At 39.7% G+C, this 16051-nt stretch carries 14 protein-coding genes and 1 pseudogene; 12 read left to right on the top strand and 3 right to left on the bottom strand.

Translation table 11 applies throughout. The features are described from left to right. The first annotated feature begins 19 nt into the window (after nucleotides 1-19). The 9 genes from AB5754_RS08845 to AB5754_RS08805 all read left to right on the top strand — a co-directional run bounded on the left by AB5754_RS08845 (nucleotide 20) and on the right by AB5754_RS08805 (nucleotide 10296). The gene (locus AB5754_RS08845) at nucleotides 20-1459 is read left to right on the top strand and encodes a glycoside hydrolase family 1 protein (RefSeq protein WP_368250706.1); all 1440 of its coding nucleotides are present in this window, start codon (nucleotides 20-22) and stop codon (nucleotides 1457-1459) included. Nucleotides 1460-1682: 223 nt separating this feature from the next. Next, nucleotides 1683-2546, top strand: a complete 864-nt coding sequence (locus AB5754_RS08840) for a VOC family protein (RefSeq protein WP_368250707.1) — start codon at nucleotides 1683-1685, stop codon at nucleotides 2544-2546. A 477-nt stretch (nucleotides 2547-3023) separates the two neighbouring features. Further along, nucleotides 3024-5744, top strand: coding sequence for a sigma 54-interacting transcriptional regulator (locus AB5754_RS08835; protein ID WP_368250708.1), 2721 nt, complete (start codon nucleotides 3024-3026; stop codon nucleotides 5742-5744). 139 nt (nucleotides 5745-5883) lie between these two features. After that, nucleotides 5884-6300, top strand: coding sequence for a PTS sugar transporter subunit IIA (locus AB5754_RS08830; RefSeq protein ID WP_368250709.1), 417 nt, complete (start codon nucleotides 5884-5886; stop codon nucleotides 6298-6300). Nucleotides 6301-6321: 21 nt separating this feature from the next. Beyond that, nucleotides 6322-6792: a PTS sugar transporter subunit IIB gene (locus AB5754_RS08825; protein WP_368250711.1), complete on the top strand. Its 471-nt coding sequence runs from the start codon at nucleotides 6322-6324 to the stop codon at nucleotides 6790-6792. Between the two features lie 16 nt (nucleotides 6793-6808). After that, nucleotides 6809-7594: a PTS sugar transporter subunit IIC gene (locus tag AB5754_RS08820; RefSeq protein WP_311834307.1), complete on the top strand. Its 786-nt coding sequence runs from the start codon at nucleotides 6809-6811 to the stop codon at nucleotides 7592-7594. Continuing rightward, nucleotides 7572-8405, top strand: coding sequence for a PTS system mannose/fructose/sorbose family transporter subunit IID (locus AB5754_RS08815; protein WP_311834306.1), 834 nt, complete (start codon nucleotides 7572-7574; stop codon nucleotides 8403-8405). The genes AB5754_RS08820 and AB5754_RS08815 overlap by 23 nt, the downstream gene beginning before the upstream one ends. A gap of 25 nt (nucleotides 8406-8430) precedes the next feature. Continuing rightward, the gene (locus tag AB5754_RS08810; RefSeq protein ID WP_311834305.1) at nucleotides 8431-9429 is read left to right on the top strand and encodes an SIS domain-containing protein; all 999 of its coding nucleotides are present in this window, start codon (nucleotides 8431-8433) and stop codon (nucleotides 9427-9429) included. A 12-nt stretch (nucleotides 9430-9441) separates the two neighbouring features. Beyond that, nucleotides 9442-10296 (top strand): PfkB family carbohydrate kinase, encoded by an 855-nt coding sequence (locus tag AB5754_RS08805; protein WP_368259552.1) that lies wholly within the window; start codon nucleotides 9442-9444, stop codon nucleotides 10294-10296. A gap of 366 nt (nucleotides 10297-10662) precedes the next feature. Here the strand turns inward: AB5754_RS08805 and dapD are convergent, their stop codons facing one another. From dapD to dapA, 3 genes are read right to left on the bottom strand one after another with little or no spacing between them, the layout of a single operon-like run. Next, complete coding sequence (gene dapD / locus AB5754_RS08800; RefSeq protein ID WP_368250715.1) at nucleotides 10663-11370, bottom strand: 2,3,4,5-tetrahydropyridine-2,6-dicarboxylate N-acetyltransferase; 708 nt, start codon at nucleotides 11368-11370, stop codon at nucleotides 10663-10665. 26 nt (nucleotides 11371-11396) lie between these two features. After that, complete coding sequence (gene dapB / locus AB5754_RS08795; RefSeq protein ID WP_368250717.1) at nucleotides 11397-12161, bottom strand: 4-hydroxy-tetrahydrodipicolinate reductase; 765 nt, start codon at nucleotides 12159-12161, stop codon at nucleotides 11397-11399. Nucleotides 12162-12171: 10 nt separating this feature from the next. Then, the gene (gene dapA, locus AB5754_RS08790) at nucleotides 12172-13053 is read right to left on the bottom strand and encodes a 4-hydroxy-tetrahydrodipicolinate synthase (RefSeq protein ID WP_368250718.1); all 882 of its coding nucleotides are present in this window, start codon (nucleotides 13051-13053) and stop codon (nucleotides 12172-12174) included. A gap of 189 nt (nucleotides 13054-13242) precedes the next feature. On the opposite strand from dapA, the gene AB5754_RS08785 reads away from it, so the two are divergent. The 3 genes and pseudogenes from AB5754_RS08785 to AB5754_RS08775 all read left to right on the top strand — a co-directional run. Then, entirely contained in the window at nucleotides 13243-14415 is a 1173-nt protein-coding gene (locus tag AB5754_RS08785; protein ID WP_368250720.1) for a M20 family metallopeptidase, read from the top strand. Continuing rightward, nucleotides 14412-15713 carry a diaminopimelate decarboxylase gene (lysA, locus tag AB5754_RS08780; RefSeq protein ID WP_368250721.1) on the top strand — a complete coding sequence of 434 codons (1302 nt, stop codon included), beginning with the start codon at nucleotides 14412-14414 and terminating at the stop codon, nucleotides 15711-15713. The genes AB5754_RS08785 and lysA overlap by 4 nt, the downstream gene beginning before the upstream one ends. Continuing rightward, a pseudogene (locus tag AB5754_RS08775) lies at nucleotides 15713-16051 on the top strand (diaminopimelate epimerase); the annotation flags it as partial. The gene lysA and the pseudogene AB5754_RS08775, both read left to right, overlap by 1 nt.

The raw sequence follows: 16051 nt of genomic DNA, 5'->3' as shown, positions 1-16051 counted from the left end.
TAGAAAGTGAGATTAGACAATGAGTTTTCCAAAAGATTTTTTATGGGGTGGCGCAACTGCAGCCAATCAGTTAGAAGGAGCATGGAATGAAGATGGCAAAGGAGATTCCATTTGTGATCACATGCGAGGGGGAAGTTTAACCAAGCAGCGAGTCTTTGATGCAGAAATCAATGATGACTACTATTATCCAAGTCACGAGGCAATCGATTTTTATCATCGCTACCGAGAAGATATCCAGCTTTTTGGTGAAATGGGTTTTAAAGTTTTGCGAGTGTCCATTGCCTGGAGTCGCATTTTTCCAAATGGAGATGATGATACACCCAACGAAAAGGGATTGGCTTATTATGATGATTTATTTGATGAATGTTTGAAGTATGGGATCGAGCCTTTGGTAACTTTGAGCCATTTTGAAATGCCTTTTCATTTGGTAAAGACGTATAATGGCTTTTCTAACCGCCGGGTGATTGACTTTTTTGTTCACTATGCGACAACAGTCATGAATCGCTATAAGGATAAAGTAAAGTATTGGTTAACCTTTAATGAAATCAATTTTGCAACCATGCCTTTCGGTGCACTTAATGTACTAGGAATCTTACCTGAGCAATCTTCTACTGATTTATTTGGAATGGCCGACCGTCCTCAAGAACGATTTCAAGCACTTCACCACGTATTTGTGGCGAGTGCTCGAGCAGTGATTGAAGGACACAAAATCAATCCAGACTTCCAAATTGGGTGCATGTTAGCTCAGATGACATTTTACCCGCTGACACCGAATCCAGATGATCTGCTTTTGGTACAGGATTGGACCAATATTTTTGATAATTTCTGCGGAGATGTTCATGTAAAAGGGGAGTATCCGTGGTTTATGGCTGATTATTTCAAAAAAATTGGTGTGGAAATTGCCTTTGAAAAAGAAGACGCAGCCTTGTTGAAACAAGGTACTGTTGATTTCTATTCTTTCTCTTATTATTCCACGAACTGTGCCTCAGCAGAAGGTGGAAAGGAAATGTCCATGGGAAATCTCATGGGTGGCGTGAAAAATCCATATTTGGAAGCTAGCGACTGGGGTTGGCAAATTGATCCTAAAGGGTTATTGTACACCTTAAACTATCTTTACGATCGGTACCAAGTGCCTCTAATGGTGGTTGAAAATGGCTTAGGTGCAGTTGATGTGGTAGAAGAAGATGGCTCGATTCAAGATGATTACCGCATCGATTATTTACGGAGCCATATTCAAATGATGGATGCCGCAATCGAAGGTGGGGTACCTTTGTTGGGATATACTATGTGGGGGTGCATCGATTTGATTTCTGCCGGAACCGGGGAAATGAAGAAACGTTATGGATTTATCTATGTGGATAAGGATAATGATGGGAGCGGGACACTAAAACGGAAAAAGAAAAAATCCTTCGACTGGTACAAACAAGTGATTGCGAGTAATGGGGTAGAATTAGACTAAGAATGAAAATATGATTGAAAAAGCCAGCTTTAGGGCGACCTGAAGCTGGCTTTTTTGGTATTTTACTAAGCAGTCCGCTACCAAGGGGGAGATAACTCGACTAACGAGTTTGTCCATTTTCTATTTTCAAGTTCCGCCTTAAGCAAATAACTATACTGACTAAAAGTAAGCAGATATACTAAAGCTAGTTACTTCACTTATTTTACAGAAAAGAGGAAGCAAAATGCTGACTAAAACTGAGTTTAAAATTGATGCTGGGACTAAAATTGGCTATGTCGCTTTAAAAGTGGCGAACCTTGAAAAAATGACGAATTTTTATCAAGAAATAATTGGCTTAACACTGCTAGGCGCTACCGAAACCGAAAGTCGTTTAGGTGTGGCGGACAGCGAGCTCTTACGTTTGCGAAAAATTAGCGATCCCCGGCCACAAACAAGACGCACCGGCCTGTATCATGTGGCCTTTTTACTCCCTACACGCTGGGATTTAGGTAATGCCTTGTTTCACTATTTGCAAGCGGAAGCACCTTTAACTGGTGCCAGTGACCACGGGTATAGTGAGGCTTTGTATTTAACCGATCCTGAGGGCAATGGCATTGAGGTCTATCACGACAAAGCCCGTAGTCAGTGGGATATTCGTGAAAATGGGGAAATTATCGGGGTGGTAGAGCCCATGGATACAGAAGGCGTTTTAGATGCGGCTGATCGTAATTGGGCAGGCTTTGTCCCAGAAACTACCGTTGGCCACGTGCATTTAAAAGTCGCAGATCTTAAAGCCAGCGATCGGTTTTATACGGAAATTATGGGGCTAACCTTGACCAGTAATTTCGGTGCCCAAGCAAAATTCTTTGCAGCAGGCAGTTATCACCATCATCTTGGCGCCAATAACTGGCTAGGAGCCAATGTGCCGGCAATGACAGCGCAAGATTTAGGCTTGGATTATTATACTTATCAAGTGCCCAATGCTACAGAATTGGAGCGTTTGGGGACGCATTTTAGCAAGTTTAAGGTGGATTTTGAAGTAGAAAACGGTCAATTGAGGGTAAAAGATCCTAATGGGATTTTGGTGGTGGTTGAAAGGTTATTTTAAGGAAATAGATAGCGTTCTCACTGTTAAAAATACATGATTTTTGACAGCGAGGGCGTTTTTAATTATGTAGCCCATATGCTACAATTAACCGGAAATGATGATAGCTTACCTTGAGTGAACCAAGTTTTGATTAGGAAAGAGGATTTAAAAGCTATTTGCATTTTTTAAATCAAAATTTTCTTGCTAATTATGAGCTGTGATTGAGTGAGTAGAATAACTTTCATTCTGGTTGAGATTTTTAGTGGGTAAAACAGTTGGGAGAAACTTTGATGAGATTTGGCCACAACCTATGAGTAATGGATGGATAATGTTAATTTTAATTTTGTGGAGCTTGCTACTGTGGCAATAAGTTTGGAATTCGATGGATTTTATGTTTAAAAGGGTATTTTTGTATAGGAAACTTATTTTCTAAAAGATAATTTCAAGATTCAAAATAGTTCATGAATCTATTGATATTGTAAGAGGATGTGTGTTTCAGTGGATATTTTAGATGAGTTAAAAAAAATAATGAATCAATATGCTTTTCCAGAGGAACTACCAGAATTATGCAATGCTCAATATATTTCTGAGCAGTTAGGCATAAAACGCAATACTGCCAGTAAACATCTTAACATGTTGGTCAGTCAAAATCTGTTAATTAAAATAAATTCAAGACCAGTGCTCTTTTTACATAAAGCTTTAGTAGAGGAAAAGCTTGGACATACGGTGGTTAAGACGGAGTTTAAATCTATGAATGAGTTAGTTCAAGATGAGCCGATTGATTATAAAAAAATGATTTTTACAGATATTATTGGCTATGACGAAAGTTTATCTGATGTTATTGATCAAACTATTTCAGCGATTAGTTATCCTGGTGGATTGCCAATTATGTTATTTGGAAATTCTGGTGTGGGAAAAAGTTTTTTGGCTGAAAAATTAAGTGAATATGCACGTTTAACAGGGATTATTGCTAAAGATGCACCTTTTCTTGAATTAAATTGCGCTCAGTATTATCATAACCCAGAGCTGCTAAGTAGTCAGCTTTTTGGATACACCAAAGGAGCCTTTACAGGAGCGAATCAAGACCAAAAGGGAATTATTGAAAATGCCGATGGTGGCATCGTATTTTTAGACGAGGTACATCGATTGTCACCAGAAGGTCAAGAAAAGTTGTTCCTTCACATGGATAAGGGAGTCTATCGGAGGATTGGGGATAATGGGCCTTGGCGTAAATCAAAGGTATTTTATATTTTTGCTACGACAGAAGAACGAAATAATGAGTTCTTATCTACTTTTTTACGAAGAATTCCGATTACTTGTAGAGTGCCTGATTTTGATGAAAGAACCTATAATGATCGAAAGTCGATTATTTTCCATTTGTTTCAAGAAGAATCGAAAATAGTTGATCGTGATATCATCGTGTCAGAAGCAACATTGTCTTTCTTAATAAACCTAAAAACCAGCGGGAATATTGGTGAAATAAAAGGAATTGTGAAACAAATGGTTGCCAAAAAATTCTCGAAAAGACCCAATAGACTGACGATAGACTTAGAAATTATGGACTTACCAAGGGAATATTTATTGCGCTATCAAAACAAACAGACAAATCTATTAAAAGTTCAGAAAAAGTATATCTTTGCAGCCGGTGAGTTTATTCAACGAGAAATCGAGGATACAGATTTTGTAAAGGCAAGAAAAATCTTTTTCAAGAAAGTAGAGCTTTCTTATACAAACTATTTACAAAGCAAAATTTCAAGGGAAGATTTAAAGCAAATATTCGCAAGTCACTTGGCTGAGTTTAGTGATCAGTATGTTTACAATTATGAAATAGAAGAAACAGTCCAATTTTTCCTACCAGAATTACAGAATATTTTTCAAAATATGGCACCTAATGTTTTCTTTGAAGTCAAAGGAACGACGATTCAAAATGTTACTGCTTATTTAGTAAAAAGAGAACAGTCTGGAATAGATTTTGAGGAGAATAAGCCACTTTTAGATCATCAATTATATGAATCTCTTGCCGGTAGTATCATGAAGGAATCGAATATTGTTTTCTCTATATTTGAAAATACCTTAGATCTTAATTTAAGTAAACGGGATCGTTTATTTGTTTTGCTATGCTTTTTTGCAGATTTAGGTAATGTGGACAAAAAAATAAATGCTATTATTTTGACCCATGGCTATTCGACAGCTAGTAGTATTGCCCATGTGGCAAACCGTATGATTGGAGAGTATGTTTTTGATGCTATTGACATGCCCTTTTCCATCTCTTCAAAAGAAATTATGACAAAGCTTGTCAATTATATTAATAGTGTAAATCCTTCTGAGGGATTGTTAATTTTAGTGGATATGGGAAGCCTTTCAGATATTAAAAAGGACATTGAAAAAATTGTCAGTGTACCCACTATTATCATGGATAATGTATCAACGGCCTTGGCTTTGAATGCGGGTTTAAAAATTACGCAAAATATTGATATTGAATTTTTGTGTGAAGCATTAAAAGAAGAGTTTACTTTATCCAGTCAATCTATTGTACCGGTTAATCGAAACCATCATCGAATTTTGGTTTCTTGTAATACTGGAGTGGGAACTGCAATTAAAATAAAAGAAATGTTGGATACTTTGTTGCCACCAGATTTAGAAATTGAGGTAACTCCTTATGAGACTGCAGCCTTGATCAAGATGTCTGCTTCTCGAACTATTACTGACGAAAAAAATATTATTGCTATTATCGGAACAGACGACCCAGATATGGGAATCATCCCCTTTATTTCTTTGGAAGAATTATTTGAAGGGGAAAATGGCCGTCTTTATGGTATTTTCAAAGAAAAATTTGGAGATGCTGTGGCTAATGAAGTAGATAAGGCAATTGTAAAAAACCTGTCTTTAGACCGCTTAATCGATAATTTGACTATTCTTGATCCGGTGAAAATTATGGAACAACTGGATTTATGTTTCAACATTATCGAAACAGAATTCCATCAGAAGCTATCAACTAGTAAAAAGATTAGTTTGTATGTTCATTTAAGTTGTATGATTGAACGGCTAGTCCGGAATCAACCTATTGGCTCATTTCCTGATATCCATGACTTTGTTGACCAAAATAAAGAATCTATTCGTATAATTAAAAAAGCCATGAAGAGTATTGAACAACTATACAATGTGGAAGTTCCTATTGAGGAAATTGGGTTCATTTACAATATCATTGATTTAATGTGAATCCCACTAACCAGATTACAAGGGGACACTGTCTTATTTTTGGGACAGTGTTTTTTTGTGCTTATAAAAAGTTGCTACGTGGGTTGTTACATTTTTTGGCACGCTTATTGCTTTATAAAAGCATGAAAGGATGAGTGAGATGACAAAAGTTTTATGTATGAGTCATGGTCCATTAGCAAGGGGCATGGTCGAAACAGCACAATTCATTATCGGTAAAAACCAGTGCTTAGAGTATCTGTGTGCCTACATAGATGGCAATGACGATTTAGAAAAAACAATCAGTGGGTATTTGGCAGCAAATAACAAAGAGCCCTTGATTGTGGTTACCGATATTTTTGGAGGCAGTATCAACAATGAATGGATGAAATATATTTCATCAAACTCGTCGATTCATTTGGTGGCTGGAATGAATCTAAGCTTGGTAATTGAGTTGGCTGTGAAGCTAGATACTCAACAAAATCTTAACCAATTGGTTCAAGAGGCGATTAAAACTTCTAGTCAAGGCCTCATTTACTGTAACCAATTATCTTATGAAGAAGAAAATGAAGAATTTTAAAAAAAGAATGGGGTAAAACAAATGATTAAATTATTAAGAGTAGATCACCGTTTGATTCATGGTCAAGTAGCACTGACTTGGAGTAATGCCTTGGACATCAACTGTATTTTGGTGGCCAACGACGATGTCGTAAATAATTCAATTCAAAAAACTACCTTGAAATTAGCGGCGCCTCACAATGTAAAAGTTGTGATTAAAAACATTGAAGACTCAATTGAATCAATTAATACCGGTAAAACAGATAAATACAAATTATTAATTGTAGTCCAAAATATTAAAGATGCCTATCGCCTAGTAAAAGGTGTTGATTCATTGAATAGTGTAAATCTAGGCGGTGTAAAAGAAGTTCCTGGAAGTCAATCTTTGACTCATTCAGTATTTGTTACAGAAGTAGATCGAGAATATTTAAAGGAGATGATTGCTGATAATGTGGACGTATATGCACAACAAGTACCAACTGATGTAAAACAAGATATTAAACACTTAATGTAAAAGAAGGGAGAAAAAAATGCAGGATTCATTATTACAAGCCGTGTTACTTGGTTTGTTAACTGCGCTCATTGTGGCCGATTGGCTAACAGGTACCAATAATATTTCAAGACCATTGATTTCCAGTGTCTTTGTTGGGCTTATTATGGGCGATTTGCAAACCGGTATTATCATGGGCGCAACCTTAGAATTAGCCTTTATTGGCGCGATTACAATTGGAGCTTCTCGGCCACCTGATTTGGTTTCTGGAGGTATTTTAGGAACTGCATTTGCCATTGCTACAGGAAAAGGAGCTGAATTTGCTCTAACTTTAGCTTTCCCAATTGCCGCGTTGTTTTTAATTGTTGATAATTTGTTAACTTTACTCGTATTGCCAATGGTTGCAAGAAAAGCAGATAAGTATGCAGCTGATGGTGAAATTAAAAAAGCCGCCAATATGCATATTTTTGGTTGGTTAGTTGTGAAAAGTTTACCAAGAGCTATCTTTGTAACATTGGCTTTTTATTTGGGAAGTCCGTTTATGGAGAAAATACTTAACCAAATTCCCGAATTTATTCAAACTGGAATTAGCATTGCAGCAGGAATTATGCCGGCTTTAGGGTTTGCAATCTTATTGCAAATGATTTTGAAGAAGGAAGTAGTTGTTTTCTTCATTATGGGATTTGCACTGTATAGTTACCTACATGTTCCAGTATTGGGAATCTCAATCTTTGCTGCATGTATCGCGTTTATTTTAGTCAATATAACTTCTCAAATTGATAAAAAAGTTGCGACTCAAGGAGGTGACGTTGACGATGATTTCTGATAAAAAAATAACGAAACAAGATTTGAAAAAAATATTTTTCCGTTCTTTTGCTCTGGAAGCATCTTGGAACTTTGAACGTCAACAAAATATGGGCTTTGAATTTGCTATGGCCGATTTAATCGAAAAACTTTATGGAGATGACAAAGAAGCCAGAGCCGAAGCAGGTGCTAGGCACTTGGAATTTTTTAATACTTCAGCACCGTTATCTACTTTTATTATGGGAATTGTGGCATCCATGGAAGAACGGAATGCCAATGATCCAAGAAATTTTGATCCTGGAAGTATTACTAACATTAAAACTGCTTTGATGGGACCTTTAGCTGGAATTGGCGATTCCTTTTTCTGGGGAACATTGCGGGTTATTGCAACAGGGGTGGGAACCTCGTTAGCTTTAAATGGTAGTATTCTGGGTCCGTTATTGTTTTTACTAATTTATAATGTACCAACGTATACGATTCGCTATTTTGGTGCTATGAAAGGTTATGAGTTTGGGACCACTATTTTAGAAAATGTCGAATCTTCAGGTTTGATGAAATCATTGATGTACGGAGCGTCGATACTGGGATTGATGGTCATCGGGGGGATGACCGGGAATATGGTAACTGTAAAAGTAGCCGGAAGTATTGGTCAAGGTGATGACTTGCAAAAATTCCAAGATATATTAGATGGCATTTTGCCTAATCTACTTTCAGTTGTAGCAGTAATGTTAATTTACTATTTATTGAAAAAGGGTGTTAAGACAACCTATCTATTATTTGGAATTTTCGCTTTTGGGATTATCGCTGCTTACTTTGGTTTTTTGACAATTTAAATTACAAATGAAAGGAAATAAAATGATGCTTAAATTTAATGCAGTAGAGATGGAACAACGAGGAGAATTAATATACGGAACACGTGAACACGCAGAGGGCGTTGCTAAAGAGGCTTATGAAAATGGTATTTCTAATATTTTCTTTACCGCTTCTGGTGGATCGGTAGCAGTTATGCAGCCATTTGACTATGTGCTACAAACAGAATCTTCTATCCCAGTTTATTCAATTACTGCCGCTGAATTAGTTTTAACCGGACACAAACAATTAAACGAAAAATCTTTAGTTGTTCTTTACTCAAAATCTGGCGACACAAAAGAAACTATCAAAGCTGCTGAATATTTAAAAGAACGCAATATTCCTACAGTAGGGATTGTTAGTAAAGAAAATACTCCACTAGAAGAACTTTGTACTTATAGTATTAACTATCATGATGGGCGTCCCCAAGAAATGCCCCTTTATTTCTTGATTATGTCAATTATGAAATATAATGGTGAATTTGATAAGTATGAGCAATTTGCCAATGAACTTAGAAATCTACCAAAGGCTCTTACGAAAGTTCGGGAAGCTGCTGATGAAAAAGCAAAGAAATATGCTGAAAAATATCAAAATGATCCATATCAAATTTGGGTTGGAAGTGGAAATCTTTGGGGAATTACTTATTCATATTCGATGTGTGTGTTAGAAGAATCTCAATGGTTAAGAACAAAATCTGTCTCTTCTCCTGAATTTTTCCATGGAACTTTGGAATTGGTGGAAAAAGATGTTTGCGTGACTTTAGTTAAAACTGAAGGAGAAACACGACCTTTAGATGAAAGGGTGGAACGCTTTGCTAGTCAATATACTGATGAATTTAATGTTTTTGATACAAAAGACTATGAATTACCAGGGATTAGCCCTGAATTTAGAAAATATGTATGTGCTCCAGTAATGTGGGCTGTATTAGGACGGATTAGTGTTCATCTTGAAGCAATCCGAAATCATTCTTTGGAAACTCGACGTTATTATCGTGTCGTGGAATACTAAGAGGTGAAAAGAATGTCTGACTATGTAGTGGGATTCGGTGATAACAAGGTAGATTATTATACGAATCAAAATATCAAGTATCCCGGAGGAAATGCTGTAAATTTTGCAGTTGCTGGGAAAAAAAGTGGCGTAGAGGCATTTTATGTTGGTACAATTTCAGACGATGCAGACGGTCAATTAATCATTGATGGACTGAATGAAAACAAGGTGGATCTTCATTATTGTAATCGAACGGGATCCCCTTCTGAAAAAGTCTTTGTAGAAATAAAAGATGGAGAACGAATTTTTGTAAGTAGTCAACGGGGATCAAGACAAACCCCAGATCTATCCGCGGAGCTACTAGAATTATTCGGTCATAGTTTACTAGTTCATTCAGGCTGTCATGCCAAAACAGAAGATAAGCTCTCGGAAATAAAAGCCAGTGGTACTAAGATTTCTTTTGATTTTTCAGATTTGGAAAAATATCGTACAGATGAGTATTTAGATGAAGTTTGTCCAAATATTTTCATTGCACAATTTTCAGTTTCTAAAGATAGTCCTTTGGAAATTGAACGATTGAAAAAGCGCTGCATAGAAAATAATGTTCGCTTTATTTTGTTGACCAAAGGGAGTGAAAGCCCTCTATTTGTTGATACAAAAAATGAGATTACCTATCAAGGATTTATCCGAAAATCGGATAGTGTTTTGGATACTATGGGTGCGGGGGACAGTTATTTTGCAGCCTTTGCGGTTCAATTAATGAGATATTTACAAGATGGAGAAATCAATGAAGAAAAAGTAATTGATTGCTTTAAAAAAGCAGCTAATTTAGCTTATGATGTCTTGCAAGTAAATGGCGCTTTCGGATGTGGAGTACCAATAGATTGAAATAGAAATGAAGTGTCTAATACGGACTTTAGGACAATCATAAAAACGGGTGTAAGACAAATGAACCAGAGTTGTTTTACATCTGTTTTTCTAGTTTTATATTATGGCACTAATCATGAATAAGTCAGAACAAAATTTATAAACGTTATCCTATATGCTCCTCCAACCAAATAACTAAAATAATAACTCAACGGTCAATTGAGGGGAAAAGATACTAATGGGATTTTGGTGGTGGTTGAAAGTAAATAAGGAGGAAACTGTGATTTTCTGAATGAGTATCAAACATAATAAGATTTTAAAGTAGAAAAAGATAGCCCCCCACCAGAATCACTTTCCTGGCGGGGGGTTCTTATTTTTTCAGCAGTTCTACCCTCTCAAATCCTCTAAAATCTCAGTTTTCCCTGCTGTCTTCTCATCTTTCATCTTGACAATTTTAGCAGGTGAGCCTGCCACGACAGCTCCTGGGGGCACATCTGTGGTGACGATTGCACCGGCAGCCACCACAGCGCCTTTGCCTACTCGCACGCCTTCTAAAACCACAGCATTGGCGCCGATTAAGACATTATCTTCAATGATCACAGGACTTGCGGAAGGGGGTTCTAAAACTCCAGCTAAAACCGCCCCGGCGCCGATGTGAGCACTTTTGCCTACTGTGGCCCGAGCACCGAGGACAGCGTTCATGTCGATCATGGTGCCTTCGCCAATGACTGCCCCAATATTAATCACGGCTCCCATCATAATGACTGCATTTTTTTCAATGGTCACTTGGTCGCGAATAAATGCTCCTGGTTCAATACGAGCATCCACTGTAGTCAAATCCAGCATAGGAATTGCCGAATTGCGTCGATCATTTTCTAAATAGGAATCCGTAATCACATCATGGTGCTCTTGTAAAAAAGCATTGACTGCTTCTACATCCCCAATGGCGAGCCAAAACTGGCCTTGACCAAAGAGTTTGACGCCATTTTTAGCCGTGATTCCTTGTAAATTCCCGTTGACATAGGCTTTTACCGGGGTGGTTTTGTGAGCGTCTTTAATGTAGCGAGCCAGAGCATAAGGATCTGTTATCTCCATCAAATCATTCCTTTCACCGTTTTCGATTATTTTAGTAAGTCCGCCATGGAATACAAGCCCGGTGCTTGCTCGGCCAAAAAGATGGCGGCTTTTAGCGCACCGTTTGCAAAGATATCTCGGCTTAAAGCGGTATGGGTCAATTCGATGATTTCATCATCCCCGGCGTAGAGCACCGTATGCTCTCCTGGAATGGTACCGCCACGAACAGCGTGAATGCCCATTTCATTTAACGGATTGCTTAATTCCAAACCGTGGCGACCATAGACATAGGTCTTGGGTTCTGCCAAGCTGTCGTTAATCCCGTCAGCTAAAAGCAGGGCCGTACCACTGGGCGCATCTTTTTTCTGATTGTGGTGCTTTTCGATAATTTCAATATTAAAGTCGGCTTCTAATGCGGGGCTAATGGTTTGTAAGGCTTTTAAAAGCACATTAATCCCCAGTGACATATTGGCAGAGACAAAGACGGGGATGACTTTTCCTGCCACCGCTAGCATGGCTTTGGTGTCGTCATCCAGTCCTGTGGTAGCTACGACTACCGGCAAATTCCGTTCCACGCAGACATTGATCAACTCTGGCACCGCCGAGTGATGGGAAAAGTCAATTACCACATCGGCTTCTTCGGTGACTTCTCTTATGCTTTGATAGACGGGAAAATCCCCTTGAACTTCCTGCTCTTGCTTTGTATGAGGATCAATGCCTGCCACTAACACGAGGCCGGGATCTTTTTGAATGGCAGCTTTTAAGACTTGTCCCATGCGTCCAAAAATACCGTTAACAATAATTTTTTTCATGGTCAACCTCCTAAAGCAGTCCATAGGCGTTCATGGCCGTTTTTAAATTATCTAATGTGCTCTTTTCCGGCACCCCTAAAGGCAAGCGATAGTGCATTTCGCATTTGCCTAATAGGCTCACCGCAGCTTTTACCGGTACGGGATTGACTTCCGCAAAAATGGCGTGAATTAAGGGCAGTTGCGCCAGCTGAGTTTTTTGCGCATTTTCCCAATTGCCCTCTAAATAATTGTGCACCATGGCAGAAGTTTCTTTAGGCAAAAGGTTGGCAATGGTGGAAATTACCCCAGAGCCTCCCACCGAAAGTAAAGGCAAGACTTGGTCGTCATTTCCGGAATACAAAGCAAAGTTTTCATCTACTAACGTGGCGATTTCCACGATTTGGGAAAGATTGCCACTGGCTTCTTTAATCCCTTGCACATTGGGGATTTCTTTTAAGCGGGCCACCATTTCAGCGGTTAAATTCAAGCCAGTGCGTCCTTCGATGGAATATAAGAGCACCGGTAAACTGGTCTGGCTACAAATCGCTTCATAGTGGGCGATTAAGCTGGACTTGGTGGCTTTATTGTAATAAGGGGTCACGATTAAAAGAGCATCAGCGCCGACTTTTTCTGCTTCTTTGGCTAAATGAATCCCGTGGGCAGTATCATTGGAACCAGTGCCCCCAATTACCGGAATCCGTCCGGCTACTTGTTTGACGACGGTTTCGATGACTTTAATATGCTCTTCGTCCTTTAACGTGGACGCCTCCCCAGTGGTACCACAGGCAATAATCGCGTCGATTCCTTCTTGAACTTGCCATTCTGTTAATGCTTGTAATTCATCATAGTTTACACTGCCGTCTGCATTCATTGGGGTTACCAATGCCACACCGGCTCCTTTGAAAATCGCCATTTGATTCAACCTCTCTCCCTGATTATCTCGTAGCTCTTCAGCCCTTTTTGCTAAAAATTTGAAAAATATTCTGAAAATGTTTTGCTATTCAGAAAATTCATGTATTATTAGGATTATATACCATAATGGTTAAAAATATCACGATTTCTGTAAAAAAAACGCAATTTTTCATAAGGAGGGGATGGTTCCTTGCAGATTACCAAAGAAGTAACAGCCCTGTTACCCCAAGTAAAAAGATGGCGCCGGGATTTGCACCAAATTCCCGAATTGGGCCTAGAAGAATATGAAACCTGTGCTTATTTGAAAAAAGAACTGAAAAAAATGGGGATTCGCGATTCGGAGGTTTACCAGCCTTTAGAAACATGTCTCTTAGTGGTTTTAGAAGGAAAGAATCCAGGCAAAACATTGGCATTTCGCACCGATATCGATGGGTTACCGGTAACTGAAGCAACGGGAGTGGACTTTGCTTCAAAAAATCCCGGGCGCATGCACGCCTGTGGTCACGATGGTCATATGGCAACGATGCTAGGCTTTGCCAATTATTTAGTAACGTACAGAGAACAGCTTTGCGGTCGTGTCATCCTGATTTTCCAACCGGCAGAAGAAGGGCCGGGTGGGGCGCAATTATTACTGGATACCGGAATTTTACAAGAACTTGGAGTAGAGCAAATTATCGGCCTTCACTTATTTCCAGAATTTCCGGCTGGGGTAATTGCCGCACGTGTTGGTGGTATGATGGCCCGAAATGGGGAAGTTACCATTAAAATCACTGGCTTATCTGCTCACGGTGCTCAGCCTCAACAAGGCCATGATGCCATTTTGGCCATGAGCGGGGTAATCCAAGGTTTGCACAGCATCATTTCTCGTAATCTTTCACCCTTGGAATCAGCGGTACTGACCTTTGGCAAAATCACAGGAGGCGAGGCCATGAATATCATCCCCGGGGAAGTCACCTTGGAAGGCACCATGCGGGCGTTTTCTGATGAAGTTTATGAAACCATGGTGGAACGGATTCAAAGTGTTGCCCAAAATGTGGCGGCAGGCTATGGCTGTACAGCAGAAGTCCAGTTTAATCATATGTATCGAGTGGTGAACAATGATGCGAGCATGGTAGCCGCTTTAGAAAAAGTTGCGAAGGAAAGTTATGTGACCACGCCACCTTATCTTTTGGCAGAAGATTTTTCCATGTACCAGCAAGTTTTCCCAGGGCTCTTTTTCTTTGTGGGCATTCGGGATGAAGAAAAAGGCTATATCCATCCTCTACACAGCAATAAAATGCAGTTTGACGAAAAAAATCTCCTAGGTGGGATTCAGTGTTACTTAGGGTTGCTAGCAGAATTGAATAAAGGAGCAGATTTATGAGGATTAAAACCATTGAAAACAATCATTTATACTGGGATGGCTGTGACACAGTCGCATTAGCAAAAAAATACGGCACCCCGGTTTACGTCTTATCGGAAAACGCCATTTTAGAGCGGACCGATGAGTTGTACCGGGATTTTTTAGACAAATACGACAATGTGCGGGTAGCCTTTGCTTCAAAGGCTTTTAATACACTGGCCATGTGTCAGTTGGTAAACCAAGTTGGCTTAAGCTTGGATGTGGTCTCTGGCGGGGAACTCTATACCGCCATGGCGGCCAATTTTCCAGCGGAGCATATCGAATTTAACGGCAATAATAAATCCCAAACCGAGCTGGAAATGGCGGTGGAATACGGCGTGGGGCGGATTATTGTGGACGGATTGACGGAAGTGGAGCGACTGGCTGTAATTTGCCGGCGGATGAAAAAAACCGCTAAAATTCTGTTTCGCATTACCCCAGAAATCACCGTGGACACCCATGATTTTATTTCCACCGGGCAAAAGGATTCCAAATTTGGCATTCCACTAAATCCGGAAATCCTATTTCCTCAAATTGAAGCGGCCATTGCCATGCCTGAAATCGAGTTTTACGGTTTGCATTTTCATATTGGCAGCCAACTTGCGGACAACAGTACCCATTTAGCCGCTGCCAAAGTGGCTTTGTCTTTGGTTTCCGAAATCAAGGCACGCTACGACTTCACCGTCAAAGAATTAAATTACGGCGGTGGCTTTGGGGTGGAATATGTCCCAGGTGATTTGCGGCAACCTTATCGTTACTTTTTAGATCCTTTAATGGCATTAACGGAAGACTACTGTGCGAAACACGATTTAAAACGCCCAGCCATCGTCATTGAACCGGGCCGTTCTCTAGTAGCAGAAGCAGGCATTACCCTACACACTATCGGCGAGATTAAAACACTGCCCGGCTTGCGCACCTATGCTTCTGTAGATGGGGGGATGACGGACAATATTCGTCCCGGTTTGTATCAGGCAGATTATACCGGTATCGTGGCAAATAAAGCAGAGGAAGAGAAAAGTCAAAAAGTGACGATTTCAGGTAAAGCTTGTGAGAGCACGGATATTTTAGTGAAAGATTTGGCAGTAGCACCTCTTGCACCGGGGGATATTTTTGCCACTTTTACCACCGGCGCCTATGGCTATTCCATGGCTTCCAATTACAACAAACTGCCCATTCCTCCAGTGGTTTTAGTCAAAGATGGAAAAGACCAGCTGATTGTAGCACAGCAAAGCTATGCGCAAATGATTCAAAATGAGCGCAGTCTCAAGGAGTGGGCGTAATGGAAATTTTCTTTTATAAAATGCAAGGCTGTGGCAATGATTTTATCGTCTTTGACAATCGAAACTATCGCTTTAGCCCTGAAGCATTGAGCAGTTTAGCCATACAGATTTGCAAGGTGCGCATCAGTGTGGGCAGTGATGCGTTAATGGTGGTGGATGAGCCGAAAAGCACCGGAGATTTTCGCATGCTTTTTTTCAATGCAGACGGTACCCAGGCCGAAATGTGCGGCAATGGGGCTCGCTGTTTGGCCCGCTTTGCCTATGAAGAAGGCATTGCGGCTAAATCCATGATTATTGAAACGAAGGCCGGACTCGTGCCTGCTTGGCGAGAAGATCAG

Source organism: Enterococcus sp. 2201sp1_2201st1_C11_2201SCRN_220225 (genome assembly GCF_040925905.1).
Lineage (GTDB): Bacteria > Bacillota > Bacilli > Lactobacillales > Enterococcaceae > Enterococcus_C > Enterococcus_C asini_A.
This window is presented reverse-complemented; position numbering and strand designations above follow the sequence as displayed.

Excerpts from the sequence above, each read along its gene's own strand:
- AB5754_RS08845 (WP_368250706.1), top strand. The coding sequence starts at position 20 with ATGAGTTTTCCAAAAGATTTTTTATGGGGTGGCGCAACTGCAGCCAAT.
- AB5754_RS08840 (WP_368250707.1), top strand. The coding sequence starts at position 1,683 with ATGCTGACTAAAACTGAGTTTAAAATTGATGCTGGGACTAAAATTGGC.
- AB5754_RS08830 (WP_368250709.1), top strand. The coding sequence starts at position 5,884 with ATGACAAAAGTTTTATGTATGAGTCATGGTCCATTAGCAAGGGGCATG.
- AB5754_RS08825 (WP_368250711.1), top strand. The coding sequence starts at position 6,322 with ATGATTAAATTATTAAGAGTAGATCACCGTTTGATTCATGGTCAAGTA.
- AB5754_RS08820 (WP_311834307.1), top strand. The coding sequence starts at position 6,809 with ATGCAGGATTCATTATTACAAGCCGTGTTACTTGGTTTGTTAACTGCG.
- AB5754_RS08810 (WP_311834305.1), top strand. The coding sequence starts at position 8,431 with ATGCTTAAATTTAATGCAGTAGAGATGGAACAACGAGGAGAATTAATA.
- AB5754_RS08805 (WP_368259552.1), top strand. The coding sequence starts at position 9,442 with ATGTCTGACTATGTAGTGGGATTCGGTGATAACAAGGTAGATTATTAT.
- dapD (WP_368250715.1), bottom strand. The coding sequence starts at position 11,370 with ATGGAGATAACAGATCCTTATGCTCTGGCTCGCTACATTAAAGACGCT.
- dapB (WP_368250717.1), bottom strand. The coding sequence starts at position 12,161 with ATGAAAAAAATTATTGTTAACGGTATTTTTGGACGCATGGGACAAGTC.
- dapA (WP_368250718.1), bottom strand. The coding sequence starts at position 13,053 with ATGGCGATTTTCAAAGGAGCCGGTGTGGCATTGGTAACCCCAATGAAT.
- lysA (WP_368250721.1), top strand. The coding sequence starts at position 14,412 with ATGAGGATTAAAACCATTGAAAACAATCATTTATACTGGGATGGCTGT.